This is a genomic window from Myroides sp. N17-2 (assembly GCF_002286775.1).
In the GTDB taxonomy this organism is placed as follows: Bacteria; Bacteroidota; Bacteroidia; order Flavobacteriales; family Flavobacteriaceae; genus Flavobacterium.
The window spans coordinates 20,169-38,331 of record NZ_NSGJ01000038.1 but is presented as its reverse complement, the minus strand read 5'-3'; the positions used below and the strand labels follow the sequence as shown (position 1 = coordinate 38,331).

Genomic DNA, 18,163 nt, shown 5'->3' with positions numbered 1-18,163 from the left:
CCTCAATATTATCTAAAGTTAAATACAAATTAATCTTGTGTTAATAAATAAACTAAAAGACTAAAAAGAACATAAACGTTCTTTTTTAGAAAACTACTAAGCTAAACAATTTCTACTATCTTTGATTTATTAGTTTTTTTTAGAATTAGAAGTAAAATATTAGATAAATTGGTTTTAAACAAAAGAAAAATGTATGTCCGTTTGATGTAATAAGAGGGGTCTAATGTTGTAATTATCCCATTAAACTAGATAAGACTAATTTTTATAATTACTGTATATTAACTAGTTACTTGTTTATATGATCAGTTCCTTAAACCTATAAATTATCAGTATGACACTAAACGGAGATACATAAAGAAAACAATTATTTAATTCAAGAATATTTATAAGAAGTGGTTCGAATTCTTCCACAAATAAAAAATTATTATCGATTTCTAATTCATTTTAACGCCAACATCCATTGCAACATCTTTGTTTTTTTCTTTAAATAATAAATTAGGATTTACAGTAGTTTTTAATGATTTATAATGAATTAAATCCTTTTGTAAAACATCAACATACACTTCGTCTCTCTGTATTAAAAATTCATCTCCATCATCAAACAAACAATGGGATGCAGTTAATACATAAAGCTGTTCCTTTAACTCATCTAAATAATATATTACACCTGTTCCGATACAAGCCCCATTGTTTACATCTCTCAGTCTTATAGAAAGTTTAGATATTATTTGATCCAATTTCTCAATCATTACCTCAATAAATTTAGTCTATAAATATTTTAAAAATTAATCATAATACAAGTACACCTATTTACTCCATTAAACTAATATTAGTAAAACTACAACAAATACCTTTCTTTTAAAAAACACCTAGAAGAAGAAAAATCTACAAAATATTCTAAAATAAGATCTTCTTGGAGTTTCAATTTGCCCTTCGTTAGTATTGGAATAAAATACTATCCTAAAACAGTTAATCAAGAAATAAAATCAAATTTAAAACATGAACAAATGAAATTTAAATTCGAGAATAATAAAATTATAGGTATTATCCTAGAGAGTTAAAATAGTTCAATTTTTTAGGTCTAAAAACATATAATTAAAGCTAAAAACACACCCCGACAACACAATAATACCATAACTAGTATATCATTTCACAACAAAATACATCAAATTAAATTAGTTAACTAATAATATAAAATAAACAAAACACTGAAAAACAAAATAAAAACAAACAAAGGCTAAAACTAATATTTTTACTAAAATATTCGCTTCCATCAATCAAAAAAACAGGTTAGTATTTAACTTTTAGTACTTTTTTAATACATTTAAAATCATTATATTTGATTTTAACCTAATTTACCAAGGTGAGCTATTAGGTGAGTTGGTTTTTCACAAACAAGACAATTGATTGATTTAAAGATATTTACGAGGGATGGTTCGAATCCTGCCACAACTAAAAATTAATATTGGTTTGCAATTCATTTTGTAAATCAACATCTCATTTTAACGCCAACCTCTTCTTTATTATTCCAGTAATACTAAGCATTCCTATTCTCCACATAAATTAGTTGTTTAACCTAAAAACAACTATTATGGACAATCAAATCACAAAAGAAGATTTAAGGCTGTTTAGTCAAATAATCATTACAGAATTAAAAGAATTCTTTAGTCAGAAATCAAATGAGACTTCATTCGAATGGGTAAAGACAAAAATCGCAAGGCAATTACTTAGTATTTCAGCAGCTTCCCTACAAACACTTCGTATTAGTGGAAAGCTTAGATATAGAAAAATACTTGGTTCCTATTATTACAATAGAGCGGATATTGAAAATCTTTTTAAGGAGTAGTGTTATGTGTATATCAAATAAACTACTTCGTTATATAGTGGAGCTTAAAAATGATGCTAAGCTTAATGTTTGGCATTTTGCTTTACTTCTTGGGATTGTTCAGTTTGCATTTGTACAAAAGCAATGTAAACTAATTAGAATAAGCAGGCGTAAACTAATGAAATACGCTCATATTAATACGCTTCCTACTTATCATAAATATTTAAAAGATCTCCAAGAATTAGGCTATATAAAATATACTCCCTCGTATCACCCTGACATGCGTAGTACAGTTGAATTATTGCATAAAAGCTTAGATTGTACGAGGGAGTAATTACTATTAAACTAACTTAGTTACAATATCTATTAACTGAGTTAGTTTTTCTTGATCAAGATCAAGTGATTCAAGTTTTTCAACTAAACTCTTATACTCTGCAGTTCTCTTAGTAGCTTGCCCTTCTAACTTGCCTTTTAAAATCTGCATTTCACTCTTGATAGCTTCCTCTTCAGTTAGTGCATATTCCTCTGTTTGTTTAACAGAGTGATGACCCAACATTTCTTTTACCACATGAATAGGTACCCCATTGCCAAGAGTTACAGTACTACCAAAAGTTCTTCTTGCTTTATGAGTATTTAGCTCACTAATTTCACATAGTGAAGAAATCTCCTTTAGATAGGCATTCATCTTTTGATTAGAACGAACAGGAAGAACTACATCTTTTCCAATACAATCAGGATGGTCTTTATACTTATCCATTATCTCAATAGCTTTAGGAAGCAATGGGATAGTAATATTAGCATCCGTTTTTTGTCTATTGGTTCTTATCCATAAATTACCTTCTGAGTCTTTAGTAATATCACTTTTCTGAAGTTGAAACACATCGATATAAGCTAGTCCAGTGTAGCATTGAAACACGAACACATCTCTTACAATAGATAGCCTTTCATTATTAATCTCTTTTTTCTCTAAAATAGAAAGCTCCTCTTTACTCAAAGGCTTTTTATTAAGCTTAGTCTTCTTAGGCTTGTATTGTGCAAAAGGATTAGAAGGAATAATTCCTTTTGCAACAGCTATTAAAACAATCTTCTTAAAGTTCGATATATACTTTATAGCCGTATTGTTAGAACACGCTCTAACGGTCTTTAAATAGTGTTCATATTCAAGGATAAACTCATGATCAAGCTCTCTGAACTCAATATCATCCTTATTGTATACCTTTTTAATAAACTCTCCTACATGAGATCTTGCTGTTACATATCTCTCATAGGTACCAGGAGCATACTCTCTAGGAACTAGTTCCAAAATTTCATCATTGTGCTTTTGAAACTCAACTAAGACTTTACTCTTATCAGACCCTTTACCTTGAACAAAGTCCATTAATACAGAGACTGTAATAGGTTGCCCACTACTTACAAGTTCTAATTTGTAATGATTAATCTTAGATACGATTGTATCCAATAGAAAATTAAGAGTTCTAGCATCTTCTTTCGTGCCACTTGCCCGACCTGCCCTTTGGTTCCATCTATTGATATCCCATTTTTGGCTAATGGAAGTCTCTCTAGCGATTCCATCTACAATGATTCTAAGGTAAACCATCCTTAAATCACCTCCATCTCTTCCTTTTTTAAGGAAAAAACTAATTGATAAGCGTTTTTCTAACATAATTCAACTGTTTAAAATTAGTAATAAATGTCGAATTAAAACACTCAAAAATCAAGATGTAAATCTCTTTAACCCCTTACTATCACTAGGATTCAGCTAATTTTTGTGGCGCAAGACAGAACATTCTCTCTGTGCCATGAATTACGCGATTCCTTATGAGCATTTTTGAAAAAAATGCGATAGGGCTAAAAAAGAAAAAACCTATAATTCATTGAGAATCATAGGTTTTAAGCTGTTTTGATAACTTTTAAAAGTTATCATTTATAATTTCGCGGAGAAAGAGGGATTCGAACCCCCGGACCTGTTACAGTCAACAGTTTTCAAGACTGCCGCAATCGACCACTCTGCCATTTCTCCTTTGGTCTGCTTCACTTCCGTATTGCGAGTGCAAATATAGACACTTCCTTTAGAAATGCAAAAAAATATACACTAAAAAATACACTTTTTTTACTTACTAAAACTAACCTACTCTACAGTAAACATTTATACCAATAAAAAAAGGTCTTAATAAGCATAAACTTACTAAGACCTCTGTATTATAAAGTACTATTTGAATTATTAGTACTGTATATATTCTGTTATCTCTAGACCATATCCTGTCATTCCTACTCTTTTACCTTGAGCTGAATTTGACAGTAATTTAATTTTCGAAATATTTAAATCGTGAAGTATTTGAGCTCCGATTCCGAAGTCTTTCTCGTCTCCTGATAACTTAGGAGTATCAAGATCTAACTTCGCTCCAGTGCTCTTTAGCATAGCAAGTCTATTTAAAAGACTAGCACTGTAATCTTCTTGCGTGATAAATAAGATTGCTCCTTTATCACCTTCATTAATCTTCGCAAAAGTATTCTCCATACGAATACTCAACTTTCCACTTAAAGCATCAAGGATATCGTTATTACCTATTGTAGAATTGATACGAGTAAGAACTGCTTCTTCCCCATTCCAATCTCCTTTAGTCAAAGCGATATGTACCTGTCCGTTTGTGTTCTGTTGGTAAGCTCTTAATCTGAAACTACCATATTTAGTATCTATCTCAAAGTCTTCTTTCTTCTCTATAAGACTATCGTGTTTCATACGATATGCTACAAGAGCTTCTATAGATATAATTTTCAAGTCCCACTTCTTCGCTACCTCCATTAACTGAGGCAAACGAGCCATAGAACCATCTTCATTTAATATTTCAACTAAGATTCCCGCAGGTTTAAAACCCGCTAATCTAGCTAAGTCTACTGCAGCCTCTGTATGACCAGTTCTTCTAAGAACTCCTCCTTCCTTAGCTATTAAAGGAAAAATATGACCAGGACGACCTAAATCATCTCCTGTAGTCTCCTCTTTTACTAAAGACTCTATCGTTTTAGCACGATCATATACTGAGATACCAGTAGTACATCCGTGTCCTTTTAAATCAATCGAAACAGTAAATGCTGTTTGATGAAGTACTGTATTATTATTAACCATTGGATGCAAGTCTAGTTCTTGACATCTTTCCTTTGTAAGGGGAGCACAGATAAGTCCTCTTCCATGAGTAGCCATAAAGTTAATCATCTCAGGAGTTACCATCTCTGCAGCGGCGATAAAATCACCTTCGTTTTCACGATCCTCATCATCTACCACTATGATTACTTTTCCCGCTTTGATATCTGCGATTGCTTCCTCGATAGTGTTTAATTGAATGTGATTATGTGACATTATTATAGTTGTTTTTTGTTGTTCTCTGTTGATTTCATCTCTTCTCTATTACCTCTAAAACGCGCCTTTACAGCGAAGAATAAATCTTTAAATGTATCTAATGATAGACTGAAGTTTACATCTCCATTATCTTTAGTTGCTTTATAGGTCAGGTATATAGCTAAAGGAGTAAGTGCTAGTGATCCTATCCACCCACCTAAGAAAGGAATAATTCCGTCCTCTTGTGCCATCTTTTTACCAAAGGTATTGATAAAGTGATATGTAATAAAAATACCTACAGCAAATACAATCGGTAACCCAATCCCTCCTTTGCGGATAATAGCTCCTAATGGTGCTCCTATATAAAACATAAGGAAACAAGAGAAGGCTATTACGAATTTCTCGTATAACGCCAACCAGTGATCATTAATCTTCTTTACTTGATTTAATATAGAAAGATCATTGCTCTCTGCATTAAAACTAATGTTATTAGTATAATCTATAGCTGACTGTAATATACGGCTTTGATTATCATATGTAAATCCTTTTAGGATATCACTTCCCGCTTTTTCAACTCTCTTATCTGCTTCAGCTTTTTTAATAGAATCGTTCTCTACACTATGAGTTTTATCTACTGATAATAGATTACCTAACCTCAATGTCAAATTATCTGCATTAGACGCTTTCTCCTTATTCATTGCATTTTGTAGAGAATCTATCGTATAGTTTAGCTCTTTAATATTAAGCATTCCATACGTATTAGTAATCTTCTCTTCATCTTTACCTTCATTCTGAAAACTACTCAAATCAATATTCATTGTATACTTAGAGAAATGAGTCTTGATAAAAGGGTACTTCTTCGCTTCTTCATAATTCTTAGCAGCCACATCATCGTAGTAATTACCATCAAATAGATGAAGCTTTAAGATATTTGAGCTTTCTTCTGTTTCTAATTCACCATTAACAGATCTAATTACAGTTTTATTCTCATAACCCGAATTAGACTTCACGTGCATCGTTACATTATCAAGATACTGCCCCTTATCTCCTGTCTTATTATCTACCTTAATATTCACCTGTCCTAGATCGTTAAACTGCCCTGCTGCTATAGCCATAGCTGGCTTAGTCTGGATAATCTCTTTTCTAAGATTTAGGAACTTATACTCCGCCTTAGGGATTACATCATTAGCAAACCAAAAAGATATACCTGCAAGTATAAATATAAAAATAGACAGTGGACGCATAGCTCGTTTAAGAGATATACCTGACGCTTTCATAGCAGCGAACTCATAGTTCTCTGCAAAGCTACCAAATGTCATAATAGACGCTAATAAAACAGATAATGGCAACACTAATGGTACCATCTTAGGAGAATAAAACAATAAGAACTGTACGACTACTATTAAGTCAAGATCCTTTCCTGCTAATTCTGAAATAAATAGCCAAACTCCTTGTAGGATAAATATGAAGTATAAAATAGCAAACACTGTCAGCAGTGTTGATATAAAACTCTTTAAAATGTAACGGTCAAGTATTTTCACTTAAAAATATTCTAATCTATATTGTTGATGTAATAATTAGGGTACAACGACTGTGTAAAGGTAAAGTGATTTTTCGACATTGCTTGATTTGTTTTGAAAGAATTAACCGTCAATGTTGATTTAGAACCGTCTTTATTAACCTGTATCTTGTTATAAATATCCTTTGTACTTGAATCTATTCCTAAATAAACCTCCTTAATAACTGATTTCTTATCAGTTGGTATTAACTTGATATATTGAATTTTCTTACCATTCACATTTTGGAGAATATCCCATTGAAAGTCATATCCTTTATTAAAAAACGTAAGCATTTGAGATGGTAATATTCCATCTACTGCTTTCGCGTCATATTTAGAGACAGTCACTTCTTCATCTTCAGGAGAGATAGTATAAATCTTCTTACCATCATAAATCTTCTGAATTCCCATAAAAGTCAAGTTATACAGGTCTTTCTTCAAATCTAAATGTCCTTTTCCGTCAAAGTCCTGTTTCGCATTCTTTTCGTTCTTTTGATTAAATGAGAAGTCAATCGAGATATTCTCATAACCATTTATCTTTTTTGTTACTTCTAATAAATAGTTCTTTGCACGTTGACTACTTTGAGCATTTGCTGTCAAAGTGAACAATACAATACCTATAAATGCAATAATCTTTTTCATCTTTTCCAATTAATTGTTGTTTTCTTCATTGTCGAAGAATTGATCTAAGGACATCAAATCAGGTATATTCACACTACGTGCTTTACTTCCTTCAAACGGACCTACAATACCTGCAGCCTCCAATTGATCAATTAATCTTCCTGCTCTATTATATCCCAGTTTTAATTTTCTTTGTAATAAAGATGCTGAACCTTGTTGCGCCGTTACTATTATCGCTGCGGCATCTTTAAATAATGCATCTCTATCACCAATATCTATATCTAGATTAGCACCTCCATCCTCTCCAACATATTCAGGTAGGATATATGCATCTGGATAAGCCTTCTGAGAGCCAATATATTCTGTTAACTTCTCTACCTCTGGTGTATCTACGAAAGCACACTGTACACGTACTAATTCATTTCCTTGTGTATACAACATATCCCCTCTACCAATCAACTGATCTGCACCTTGCTGATCTAAGATAGTACGTGAGTCAATTTTAGAAGTTACTCTAAATGCTACACGTGCAGGGAAGTTAGCTTTAATAATACCTGTAATAACATTCACAGATGGTCTCTGAGTTGCGATAATTAAATGAATACCAATGGCACGAGCTAACTGCGCTAAACGTGCGATAGGAGTCTCCACCTCTTTACCTGCTGTCATAATCAAATCCGCAAACTCATCTACGACTAATACAATATAAGGCAAGAAACGATGTCCATTCTCTGGATTTAATTTGCGTTGCTTAAACTTCTCATTGTATTCTTTGATGTTTCTCACCATAGCATCTTTTAATAAGCTATAACGGTTATCCATCTCTATACATAAAGAGTTCAGTGTATTTATAACCTTCGTATTATCTGTTATGATAGCCTCTTCTGAGTTAGGCAATTTAGCTAAATAATGCCTTTCTATTTTATTAAATAAAGTTAATTCTACTTTTTTAGGATCTACTAATACAAACTTAACTTCTGCTGGATGCTTTTTATACAACAATGACGTTAGTAATGCATTTAACCCTACAGACTTACCTTGCCCTGTTGCTCCTGCCATTAAAAGGTGTGGCATCTTCGCTAAGTCAACAACAAATGTCTCATTAGAAATAGTCTTCCCTAACGCTACTGGCAACTCCATCTCAGCACTCTGAAACTTAGGAGAAGCAATAACACTGCGCATAGAGACAATCGATGGGCTATTATTAGGCACCTCGATACCGATAGTTCCCCTTCCTGGAATAGGAGCGATAATACGAATACCTAATGCTGATAATGAAAGTGCAATATCATCCTCTAAGTTTTTAATCTTAGAAATACGAATACCTGCTTCTGGAACTATTTCATATAACGTAACTGTTGGACCAACTGTTGCTTTAATTTGCGCAATATCTATCTTATAGTTACGCAGTGTATCTACGATTCTATTTTTATTCTCTTCTAACTCCTCTTGGTTAATAGTAATACCTGAACCAGCATACTCTCTCAGAAGTTCGATAGATGGATACTGATAATTAGACAACTCTAATGTAGGGTCAAACTCCCCAAAGTCTTGTACTAACTTAGCAGCTAGGTTTTCTTCTAAACTTCCTTCTTCTTTTACTTCTTCAATAACGAAGTCTTTAGAAGAATCTTTAGCTACAGTAGGATTGCTTTTTGGTTCACTATTTTTAGGCGTGTTGTGATCTAATACCAACTCTGAGCTATTCGTAATAGTTGGTTTGATATCTTTCTGTTCGACTATAGCAGATTTAGGAGACTCAACGATTGGTTCCTCATATATGCTAAAATCTTCTTCCTTGATAGGTGTTTCTTGTTTTGGCGGCACTACTGTACTCGCTACTACATTGCCTATTGGATTAGGATTAGTATGTGTAGTTGATACTTCACTCTTATCAAAGTCAATAGATGATTCGATATGATCTTTTTTAATCTTCTTAAAATAAGTAGGTATATTCTCTAAACCAGCTTTAATGGCTGCAGGAGATAATTTGAATCTAAATAAAGCAAAAACAATAGTAACAAAAAACAATAACAATACTGTACCTGCTGTACCTAAATAGTCTACTAGGTATAAGTTTAAATCATATCCTACTGTTCCTCCAAGTAATGGATAGTTACTCCAAAAGAAACCTAGAAATACAGACAATAACAACATCGAGAACAAATCCCAAAAGATTACTTTCTTAATTCTACGTGCTGGAATAGTAAAGAATGCATATATCCCAGACTGTATTAACATCTTAGCAAAGAAGAAAGAAGCTACTCCGAATCCTTGATAAATAAAAACATGCCCTAAATATGCACCTATTTTACCAAGCCAATTCGATACATCAACATCTCTATCTCCTAATAATTCTAAATTACTTTGATCGTGAAAGCCTGTAATCATATACGAAATAAAGCTTAAGGTTAAAGCTATTCCACAAATAATGACTAATACAGTAGATATAAATCTAGAATTGATATATATCGTAGTATCTACTTTCTTACTGGTATTATTTGACTGTGCAGTTTTCTTTTTAGTAGTATTCTCTTTTTCCATTTCAGTTTTTATTGACAATATGGCTATATTGTTTTACCTATTTTTTAATACCTTAAATCCGAAGATAACATTTAAACAAGAATGAATTGTACAAAACAGAACTAAATTAGTGATAAAAGCATACTGTGATGCGTTTTAGAGCTAATTAAAGCTATGTGAAGTAGACTTAATTCGTCATAAATGTTCGTTACCAATTAAAGATAATAATATAGACTGCTATAAGAAAACCTTATAACAGTCTATATAACTATAAACCGATTAACATAGAGCAAGCAATAGTCAAAAGCTATAAGCTGAATTATCTACTACCTTCCCTAAGTTTACATCATTATTTTAAAGCTTCTATCGCTTTTGCATAATTTGGTTCATCTGCAGTCTCTGCTACTTGTTCTGTGTAAATAACAGTTCCTTCTTCATTAATAATAACGATAGATCTAGATAACAATCCTTTTAAAGGACCATCAGTAAATAAAACGCCATAATCCTTTCCGAATTGTCCATCTCTAAAGTCAGAAGCCATCACTACATTAGCAATTCCTTCTGCTCCACAGAAACGTCCTTGAGCAAATGGTAAATCTCTTGACACACATAATACTACTGTATTCTCTAGTTTAGAAGCATCTTGATTAAAATGTCTAACTGATGTAGCACATGTAGGTGTATCAACACTAGGAAATATGTTTAAGATAACTTTCTTTCCTGCATAATCTGCTAATGTTATATCTCCTAAGTTCCCTCCCACTAATGTGAATGCTGGAGCTTTAGTACTTGAGTTCGGTAATGTTCCTATTGTTTGTATAGGATTACCTTTTAATGTTACAGTCGCCATATTGTTTTATTTTTAGGTTATACAAAAATAGATAAAATTCAATACATTTAAACGCTAATTACTGATAGATATATTAGCAAAATACAAAATGGTTGATTATTTTATTAAGTCAATTACTTTATTGCAATTTTATTTTTTCTTTATATCTCCTCAACTACTCCTTAATCACATCTTAATCTAATATCAATAAATAAAAAAACCACACCGAAGTGTGGTTTTATATGATTACAAGAAGTTTTATTTATCAATTGATCCTAAAACTCTTTGCATAAAAGTATTTAATGCTTCTTTCTGTGTAGCCCCTTCCTTCATTAACTTCTGAACTTCTAGTGCTCCATACATATTCGAAATAAGCTCTCCTACTACATCTAACTCCTCGTCTTTAAGAGAAGGAACTTCTGTAAGGTTTTCTAATACTTCTATTGTTTCGATAATATAATCTTGATCATTTTGCTCAATAAATTGAGTCAAATGCTTGATAACTGGTAACTTCATTGTTTATACTATTTATGAAATTATACAATCTCGTTTACTAATTCGTGTAATACCTCAGTCTTATTTGTCTGAGTTTGGTTTACTAACTTACCATTAACGAAAGTAGCAAAAGTTGGTAAGTTACTTACATCAGCCAATTTTCTTGACTCAGGGAAGTTCTCAGCATCTGCAATTACAAATGTCATATCTTCTTTCTCTGTTGCCAATTTTTTAAATTTAGGCTTCATAATTCTACAATTACCACACCAAGATGCAGCGTATTGAACAACCACTTTTTCATTTGAATTCACAATCTCTTGTAAATTATCTTTATCTAGTTCTAAAAGCATTTTTTTTGATTTTTTGTGTTAGTAATATAAGAGCCTGTTTAGAATTTTGAATTATAAACAGACTCTATAAGCTTATTCTTAGTGTTTGCTTAAGTAATCAGCTACTCCACCTCTGTTTGCATTCATTGCATCTTTTCCTTCTTCCCAGTTAGCAGGACATACTTCACCATGAGTTTGTACGTGAGTGTAAGCATCGATTAATCTTAAGTACTCATTTACATTTCTTCCAAGTGGCATATCATTTACTGATTCATGGAAGATTTTTCCTGACTCATCTACTAAATAAGTAGCTCTATATGTAACATTAGATCCTTCGATTTGAACTGAATCTAACTCTTCATTGTATACTTCATTTTCGATGTCTAAGATTCCTAATACTGAAGATAGGTTTCTTTGAGTATCTGCGATGATAGGGTAAGTAACTCCTTCAATTCCTCCATTGTCTTTTGCTGTGTTTAACCAAGCGAAGTGTACTTCGTTAGTATCACATGAAGCTCCAATTACAATAGTATTTCTTTTTTCAAATTCTGGTAATGCAGCTTGGAAAGCGTGTAATTCTGTAGGACATACGAATGTAAAGTCTTTTGGATACCAGAATAATAATACTTTTTTATTGTTTTTTGTTGCTTCTTCGAAGATGTTGATTTTTAAATCATCTCCCATTTCAGACATTGCGTCAACTGTGATGTTTGGAAATTTTTTACCTACTAAAGACATAATATTTATTTTTAAAGTTATTAATACTCTCTTGATTTCTTTTACAAATGTAAGTCGACTTAAACACTAAATCTATTAATTATGATTATTGTTTCTTATTCTTACATAAGTAAAATCTATACCTAGTAAATCTAATTACTTTTTTTAGATATCTCTAAAGATAGTATTTTTTATATAAAATCGAGAAGCATCTATTGTTATAAAAATATTAATTAACAAAAAAGGCAATGAACATCACTACTAGTGAATTCATTGCCTCTCATATATCAATAGTAAGATACTCCTTAAATCTGCAGATAACATTTAAACGAGAATGAATTGTACAAAACAGAGCAAAATTAGTGATTAAAGCACACTGTAGTGTGGTTTTAGAGTTAATTGAAGCTATGTAAAGTAGAATTTATTCGCAGTAAATGTTAGTTGCAGATTTAAGGATAATCTTACTCCTTCTTTAATATTCGTCTTATCTTAATATCAAATGCCGCATATAACAACGTTACGAATGGACTCAAGTAATTAAAGAATGCATAAGGTAGGTATGTCATCGTAGGAATACCTAAGACTCCCGAGTGATATGCTCCACAAGTATTCCATGGTATTAACACAGAAGTAACTGTACCTGAATCTTCTAACGTACGGCTTAAGTTCTCTGGCGCAAGCCCCTTCGCTTTATAAGCATCTGAGAACATCTTCCCTGGTACGACGATTGACAGATACTGATCTGATGTCATTATATTAATCGCTAGACAGCTTGCTACAGTACTAGCAAATAATCCAAACATATTATTCGCTATATTTAATAGTGCTGTAGAGATCTTCTGCAATGCTCCTATCGCCTCCATCGCCCCTCCAAAAAACATAGCACATAGAATTAACCATACTGTATTCAACATACTAGCCATACCTCCTGCTTCGAATAATCCGTTTAAACTTTCTAAAGGTGATAAGATTCTTATATCAGTTGTCAAGGCTAACATCACTCCTTTATATGCATTATAAAAATCAAAAGTCTCTCCTCCCGAAACTTGAACTACGATATCCTGTTGAAAAATTAATGCAAAAACAGCTCCTAATAAGGTACCGATTAATAATGCGGCTATTGGTTGTACCTTTTTTACAATCAAGAACACAACAAAAACTGGTACAATGAATAATACTGGTGTTACATTAAATGTGTCAGATATAGCATTTAACGTAGCTGATGTATCTACATTTCCTCCTGTCCCATAAACTAATCCTAATATTATAAATAAGATTAATGTCACAACATACGTAGGAACAGTAGTATACAACATATATCTAATATGTGTAAACAAATCAGTACCGGCCATCACAGGTGCTAAGTTAGTCGTATCTGATAATGGAGACAACTTATCTCCAAAGTACGCTCCCGAAATCACAGCTCCTCCTATCATACCAATAGGCATACCTAAAGCGTGACCGATTCCTACTAATGCGATACCTACTGTTGCCGATGTAGTCCACGAACTACCTGTCGCAATAGATATAATCGATGTAATTATTAAACAAGCTGGCAAATAAATAGCAGGATGTAATATCTGTAATCCATAATATATCATACTCGGTATAATACCACTTAACAGCCATGTCCCTGATAATGCTCCTACTAATAAAAGAATAAATATAGCTCCAGAAGTATCTCTAACATTATTTATAATCTGAGTTAATACTTTATCATAGCTAACTCTATTATAAAGCCCTACCATGGCAGCTATAGATCCACCAATAAGTAAAATGAACTGATTAGTGCCCGACAGAGCATCATCCCGGAATACATACACGTTAATAGCTAATAACGCTACTAATATAGTAACAGGTATTAACGATTGAAGCAATGTAATGGGTCTTTCCGCTTTGTCTTGATTTTTACTCATTTATTTTAAACTTTAATTTTAATTTACTGCGAAAGTAAGTATTTTACAGATAAACCTTAGACAAAATAACTTTTATTACTTTCCCCTTACCTTTTAACGCTATTTTACCTTACTGATTTTAAGTTTATTATAAAAACTATTACCAAAACATTAATATAATCATCGAAAAAAATTGTTAAAAACAAAACTTATTTATATATTTACTACATACTATAAAGAGATTTATATGTATTCTTTATGCTTTATCTCGTAAAAGAGGATAGTATTTAGATATAAAATATTGTTGTTTTGATGTTTTTAGAGGACATCATATTAAGCTACTTATCTATAAAATAAGTAGCTTTTTTTATGTTTTCACTTTAACTTTGTCATTCTAAAAAACAATACTTATGATCGTTAGAAACAAAAAGCATATTGTTCAAATGCTTTTTATCTGGAAAGGTTCAGTTCTTAAAAAAATATTCCCTACCCTAATCGCTATTTTTATATTCTCTTGGATAGTATACTTTGCACATTATTTATTTCCTGATGTGATTATACCACTAAATGTAGGTGCTTTTGCATTGATAGGTATTTCTCTGGCTATCTTCTTAGGTTTTTGTAATAGTGCAGCGTATGATCGCTTCTGGGAAGGCCGTAAACAATGGGGAAGCTTAGTCATCCATTCTAGATCTCTCGCTTTTCAAATTCAGAATTACATTGAAGAAAACAATCAGTTTACTAAGAAAGATAAAGAAGAAGGAATCAATCTGATTATAGCTTTTTGTTATCTACTTAATAAACAGCTTAGAACTAAAATAGACTATGACACTGTACGTCCTTATCTTAAAGAAGATGTGTATGAGGCTATGCTAACTAAGAAATTCAAACCTTCATTTATCTTAAATGAATTAACGAAGTGGATAGCTACTCAGCAACGCGCAGGAAGATTAGATACAATCACACAGGCTAGAATAGATAAGAATATAGATGAACTATCTATTGTATTGGGAGCTTGCGAACGCATCGTACATACTAAGATTCCTTTCGTATATTTTGTTATCCTACACAGAACAGTATATGTATATTGTTTTATACTTCCTTTTGGCTTGATAGATCTTATTATATGGGCTATGCCATTCTTCGTAACCTTCGTTGCATATACATTTATTGCCTTAGATGCTGTAGTTGCAGAGATAGCAGAGCCTTTCGGAGAAGAAGAAAATGACTTAGCACTAGATCAAATGTGTGCAAATATAGCCTATTCTTTAAGTGAAATATCTGATATGACTCCTCCTGAGTTAATCACTCCGGACAAGAATTACATAGTTACTTAAACCCACATTCAGCATTAGCCAAATACTACAAAGCAATTATACAAAATAGAAAAGCTCCTGTAAAAGATATTTTACTAGGAGCTTTTTTTATTATTACGGTAAGCAAAAACAGAATAACAAATTCTATCTTCTTATTTTAAATCAATGTATATGATAACTAATCAATATGTTTTTAAACAAAACTAAAGACTATACTTATATCAGTGGTAATATAAGTCGATGGTAAACAACCTTTCTTTGGGGGAGTAAAGTTCTTACTCTTCTTAAAAAACTCACTTGACTAATATCTTTATATCAGCATGTATAGTCTTCTAATTCTGTTTCTTACTACATATAAAACAAACAATATGCCAATAATTCTAATCATACATATAACTTGTACTAACACTTATTTTTCATACATTTGCTTCATATTCTGATTTCTATTTCATTAGAAATCAATGTTTTTTAATTCCTCTAAGGATTATATATCTTATTACTTCTCTCAAGAAAAAGCAAACTCCCTTATTTATCGATACCTAGTTATGAAGTTGTTATGTGGCCTTATATGAAACTATATTGACAGCATTGTGAATACATAATGACTCCATTAAAACAGCCCTTTTAATGGAGTCACGATGGACTCATTATGGACTCACTATGGACTCACTCGAACCAAGGTTGCATAAAAAAAGCTATCCTTCCTATTAACGTATGTTATTCTGATTATTTTTAAATATTGACCTTGAAGATTGGCCAAGAAAAAGCTATTGAATACTAAAAATCAATACTTTGCAAAGATACATATTAAAAACCAAAAAAAATTATACACCTTAGTTTATTGCTAGCACCTTAAATTTATAAAATCAAAAAAACTTCATTATATCTTCCTAATAAAATGAATGAAGAGTGAGGAGCTTATATCTGCTCTCATCTGTAGTTTATCTGCAGATTCATTGAGGTTTCCAATGTAAAAAGGACTATTTCAGTAATAAACCTTCTAGAAGTCTGCTATAATAATGAAGCTAGAGAAAGTGACATTGCCCTTAAATAAAAGAGAATGGAAGAATTAGGCACAAAAAAAGCACCTCTTTCGAAGTGCTTCATATTATATTTAAACATTAATTAAATTTAAAGATTCTTGAAGTTCTGGTTTTCCTTGAACATATCCACTAACCCACTTTCCTAATTGTTCTACATCATATGGCAACAAATGATTAATTGCCTTGTGTAGTTCTTTGTAAAATAGTTTAGGATCAAAGCTCACATTTTCTAATATTGTCTTTGCAAAATCAAACATTAAACGTGTTTTCATATTTGTAACTTTTTATCTTACTACATAGTAAACATACTCATTTAGAAATACCTTTCATATTTTTACTTTAGACTTTAATACAATTTTAGCAATTAATATTGCATTCTCATTTTATAGATTTAATCAATGAATATCCTGAATTAAAACTAAATAATAATTTATTTACTTCAATAAATAAACACTCTTTTAATTGTCTTATTAAGTTGTTTTTTAGAACAAAAAAAAACAACTCTATAAGAAGTGCTTTTTATACCTTAAATCTTAATTAATTCTAACGAGTCACTAAGCTCAGGCTTCTCTTTTACATATCCGCTAACCCAATCAGTTAATTGCTCTAGGTCGTATGGTAAAAGATTTTGAATAGCCTTTTGCAATTCTTTATAAAATAACTTTGGATCAAAACTAACATTCTCTAGTATTGTTTTCGCAAAGTCAAACATTGTCTTTCTTTTCATATCTGTAGTACTATTGTATCACTGTATCAAATATAAAAAACATCTCAATAAAACACAAAAATAACTAAGCATTTAATACTTTTTTAATCATTTATGAATTAAATAAATTTTTAAACCTTAATTAAGCGAACATATTCAACAGATTCACTCTCTTTTTAATATAAAACCACATTCACTGATGTTTTAATCACAAAATGTAGATTTTCTGTATTTTCTAGGCATAAAAAAAAATGAAATTCATTAATAGATATGAGCAATTATAGTACTCTATCTCTAACGAAATTCATTTTTATAGGCGTGGAAAAACTTTTCGACCGATTTATCCTGCTTTACATATTTTAAACTCTATAATAGAGTACTTGTTCTAATTTTGATATTGTTTTAAAAAGTACTTTAATAAATCTGTGGTAGTCACTATTCCCAATAGATTATTCTCTTCATCTACTATAGGTATAGAGTGAAAACTCTGCTTCGCCAATATCTCCGTTACTTCCTTAATAGTAGCAGTAGGCAATGCACTAACAACAACTTTAGCCATCACTTGACTAATAGAGTATACATCATATACTACAGAAGATACATCCATTAAATCATCTTCATCATCTAATACATCAGCATAGCTAATCTTAAGCAAATCTGAATAACTAAGTACACCTATCAGCTTCCCTTCATTAACTATAGGTATATGCCTAATATTATGTTTTTTAAACAACTTTTCTGCATCATACAGACTATTACTTAATGTAAGAGTAATTAACTCTTTAGTCATAATTTCGGCTACTGGAACATTTTGTCTCATAATAAACGGATTTAAGTTAGACACCTACTCTCTAATAAAGTCACTTTTTGACATCAATATCTTGCTAACTTTATCTTTATCCTTATAATCCACAGTTATCATTTACCTATAGATTTAAGGTTTACTAAATTTAAGAATAATCATTGATTCAA

Annotated in this window: 16 protein-coding genes and 1 tRNA gene; 2 read left to right on the top strand and 15 right to left on the bottom strand. The window is 31.4% G+C overall.

Annotation, left to right across the window (positions count from 1 at the left end):
• Positions 1 to 434: 434 nt before the first annotated feature.
• Complete coding sequence (locus CF599_RS14545; protein WP_058699345.1) at positions 435 to 749, bottom strand: hypothetical protein; 315 nt, start codon at positions 747 to 749, stop codon at positions 435 to 437.
• Between the two features lie 842 nt (positions 750 to 1,591).
• On the opposite strand from CF599_RS14545, the gene CF599_RS14540 reads away from it, so the two are divergent.
• Positions 1,592 to 1,846 (top strand): helix-turn-helix domain-containing protein, encoded by a 255-nt coding sequence (locus tag CF599_RS14540; protein WP_121966730.1) that lies wholly within the window; start codon positions 1,592 to 1,594, stop codon positions 1,844 to 1,846.
• Positions 1,847 to 2,165: 319 nt separating this feature from the next.
• Here CF599_RS14540 and CF599_RS14530 read toward each other — a convergent pair whose 3' ends face one another.
• The 11 genes from CF599_RS14530 to nhaC all read right to left on the bottom strand — a co-directional run bounded on the left by CF599_RS14530 (position 2,166) and on the right by nhaC (position 14,147).
• Positions 2,166 to 3,488, bottom strand: coding sequence for a site-specific integrase (locus CF599_RS14530; RefSeq protein ID WP_121966728.1), 1,323 nt, complete (start codon positions 3,486 to 3,488; stop codon positions 2,166 to 2,168).
• Between the two features lie 272 nt (positions 3,489 to 3,760).
• Positions 3,761 to 3,845, bottom strand: a tRNA-Ser gene (locus CF599_RS14525).
• A gap of 201 nt (positions 3,846 to 4,046) precedes the next feature.
• Positions 4,047 to 5,180 (bottom strand): 3,4-dihydroxy-2-butanone-4-phosphate synthase, encoded by a 1,134-nt coding sequence (gene ribB / locus CF599_RS14520; protein WP_121966727.1) that lies wholly within the window; start codon positions 5,178 to 5,180, stop codon positions 4,047 to 4,049.
• Between the two features lie 2 nt (positions 5,181 to 5,182).
• Positions 5,183 to 6,700, bottom strand: coding sequence for an LptF/LptG family permease (locus CF599_RS14515; protein ID WP_121966726.1), 1,518 nt, complete (start codon positions 6,698 to 6,700; stop codon positions 5,183 to 5,185).
• A gap of 11 nt (positions 6,701 to 6,711) precedes the next feature.
• Positions 6,712 to 7,359, bottom strand: a complete 648-nt coding sequence (locus tag CF599_RS14510; RefSeq protein WP_121966725.1) for an outer membrane lipoprotein carrier protein LolA — start codon at positions 7,357 to 7,359, stop codon at positions 6,712 to 6,714.
• Positions 7,360 to 7,368: 9 nt separating this feature from the next.
• The gene (locus tag CF599_RS14505; RefSeq protein ID WP_121966724.1) at positions 7,369 to 9,882 is read right to left on the bottom strand and encodes a DNA translocase FtsK; all 2,514 of its coding nucleotides are present in this window, start codon (positions 9,880 to 9,882) and stop codon (positions 7,369 to 7,371) included.
• Positions 9,883 to 10,210: 328 nt separating this feature from the next.
• Positions 10,211 to 10,711 carry a thiol peroxidase gene (tpx, locus tag CF599_RS14500; protein WP_121966723.1) on the bottom strand — a complete coding sequence of 167 codons (501 nt, stop codon included), beginning with the start codon at positions 10,709 to 10,711 and terminating at the stop codon, positions 10,211 to 10,213.
• A gap of 237 nt (positions 10,712 to 10,948) precedes the next feature.
• Positions 10,949 to 11,206, bottom strand: a complete 258-nt coding sequence (locus CF599_RS14495) for a hypothetical protein (protein ID WP_121966722.1) — start codon at positions 11,204 to 11,206, stop codon at positions 10,949 to 10,951.
• A gap of 20 nt (positions 11,207 to 11,226) precedes the next feature.
• A complete protein-coding gene (locus tag CF599_RS14490) occupies positions 11,227 to 11,535 on the bottom strand; it encodes a co-chaperone YbbN (RefSeq protein ID WP_121966721.1) in 309 nt (102 codons plus the stop codon).
• A 78-nt stretch (positions 11,536 to 11,613) separates the two neighbouring features.
• Positions 11,614 to 12,252: a peroxiredoxin gene (locus tag CF599_RS14485; protein ID WP_121966720.1), complete on the bottom strand. Its 639-nt coding sequence runs from the start codon at positions 12,250 to 12,252 to the stop codon at positions 11,614 to 11,616.
• Positions 12,253 to 12,692: 440 nt separating this feature from the next.
• Complete coding sequence (gene nhaC / locus CF599_RS14480; protein WP_121966719.1) at positions 12,693 to 14,147, bottom strand: Na+/H+ antiporter NhaC; 1,455 nt, start codon at positions 14,145 to 14,147, stop codon at positions 12,693 to 12,695.
• Between the two features lie 389 nt (positions 14,148 to 14,536).
• Between nhaC and CF599_RS14475 the strand changes: the two genes are divergently transcribed.
• Entirely contained in the window at positions 14,537 to 15,463 is a 927-nt protein-coding gene (locus CF599_RS14475; protein ID WP_121966718.1) for a bestrophin family protein, read from the top strand.
• Between the two features lie 1,093 nt (positions 15,464 to 16,556).
• Here the strand turns inward: CF599_RS14475 and CF599_RS14470 are convergent.
• The 3 genes from CF599_RS14470 to CF599_RS14460 all read right to left on the bottom strand — a co-directional run bounded on the left by CF599_RS14470 (position 16,557) and on the right by CF599_RS14460 (position 18,011).
• Complete coding sequence (locus CF599_RS14470; protein WP_121966717.1) at positions 16,557 to 16,757, bottom strand: hypothetical protein; 201 nt, start codon at positions 16,755 to 16,757, stop codon at positions 16,557 to 16,559.
• Between the two features lie 254 nt (positions 16,758 to 17,011).
• Positions 17,012 to 17,212, bottom strand: a complete 201-nt coding sequence (locus CF599_RS14465; protein ID WP_173835561.1) for a hypothetical protein — start codon at positions 17,210 to 17,212, stop codon at positions 17,012 to 17,014.
• Between the two features lie 364 nt (positions 17,213 to 17,576).
• Positions 17,577 to 18,011, bottom strand: a complete 435-nt coding sequence (locus CF599_RS14460; RefSeq protein ID WP_121966716.1) for an HPP family protein — start codon at positions 18,009 to 18,011, stop codon at positions 17,577 to 17,579.
• Positions 18,012 to 18,163: the final 152 nt, after the last annotated feature.

Excerpts from the sequence above, each read along its gene's own strand:
- CF599_RS14545 (WP_058699345.1), bottom strand. The coding sequence starts at position 749 with ATGATTGAGAAATTGGATCAAATAATATCTAAACTTTCTATAAGACTG.
- CF599_RS14540 (WP_121966730.1), top strand. The coding sequence starts at position 1,592 with ATGGACAATCAAATCACAAAAGAAGATTTAAGGCTGTTTAGTCAAATA.
- CF599_RS14530 (WP_121966728.1), bottom strand. The coding sequence starts at position 3,488 with ATGTTAGAAAAACGCTTATCAATTAGTTTTTTCCTTAAAAAAGGAAGA.
- ribB (WP_121966727.1), bottom strand. The coding sequence starts at position 5,180 with ATGTCACATAATCACATTCAATTAAACACTATCGAGGAAGCAATCGCA.
- CF599_RS14510 (WP_121966725.1), bottom strand. The coding sequence starts at position 7,359 with ATGAAAAAGATTATTGCATTTATAGGTATTGTATTGTTCACTTTGACA.
- CF599_RS14505 (WP_121966724.1), bottom strand. The coding sequence starts at position 9,882 with ATGGAAAAAGAGAATACTACTAAAAAGAAAACTGCACAGTCAAATAAT.
- tpx (WP_121966723.1), bottom strand. The coding sequence starts at position 10,711 with ATGGCGACTGTAACATTAAAAGGTAATCCTATACAAACAATAGGAACA.
- CF599_RS14495 (WP_121966722.1), bottom strand. The coding sequence starts at position 11,206 with ATGAAGTTACCAGTTATCAAGCATTTGACTCAATTTATTGAGCAAAAT.
- CF599_RS14490 (WP_121966721.1), bottom strand. The coding sequence starts at position 11,535 with ATGCTTTTAGAACTAGATAAAGATAATTTACAAGAGATTGTGAATTCA.
- CF599_RS14485 (WP_121966720.1), bottom strand. The coding sequence starts at position 12,252 with ATGTCTTTAGTAGGTAAAAAATTTCCAAACATCACAGTTGACGCAATG.
- nhaC (WP_121966719.1), bottom strand. The coding sequence starts at position 14,147 with ATGAGTAAAAATCAAGACAAAGCGGAAAGACCCATTACATTGCTTCAA.
- CF599_RS14475 (WP_121966718.1), top strand. The coding sequence starts at position 14,537 with ATGATCGTTAGAAACAAAAAGCATATTGTTCAAATGCTTTTTATCTGG.
- CF599_RS14470 (WP_121966717.1), bottom strand. The coding sequence starts at position 16,757 with ATGAAAACACGTTTAATGTTTGATTTTGCAAAGACAATATTAGAAAAT.
- CF599_RS14465 (WP_173835561.1), bottom strand. The coding sequence starts at position 17,212 with ATGAAAAGAAAGACAATGTTTGACTTTGCGAAAACAATACTAGAGAAT.
- CF599_RS14460 (WP_121966716.1), bottom strand. The coding sequence starts at position 18,011 with ATGAGACAAAATGTTCCAGTAGCCGAAATTATGACTAAAGAGTTAATT.